This window comes from Kytococcus sp. HMSC28H12, from assembly GCF_001816045.1.
GTDB lineage: Bacteria > Actinomycetota > Actinomycetes > Actinomycetales > Dermatophilaceae > Kytococcus > Kytococcus schroeteri.
The window spans coordinates 6,096-6,307 of record NZ_KV824508.1; positions in this window are offsets into that span (position 1 = coordinate 6,096).

The following is a 212-nucleotide window of genomic DNA, read 5'->3' on the forward strand; positions in this document are numbered from 1 at the left end:
GGGCTCATCCCCGCTCGCGCGGGGCTCACGAGTGGGACGCGTTCGAGGGCGTCACCGGCCACGGCTCATCCCCGCTCGCGCGGGGCTCACATCATCCCCGCCCTGGGCGACGACGCCGACGACGGCTCATCCCCGCTCGCGCGGGGCTCACGCGGGCGTGAAGGACGTGAACCCGGGCGACGAGGGCTCATCCCCGCTCGCGCGGGGCTCAC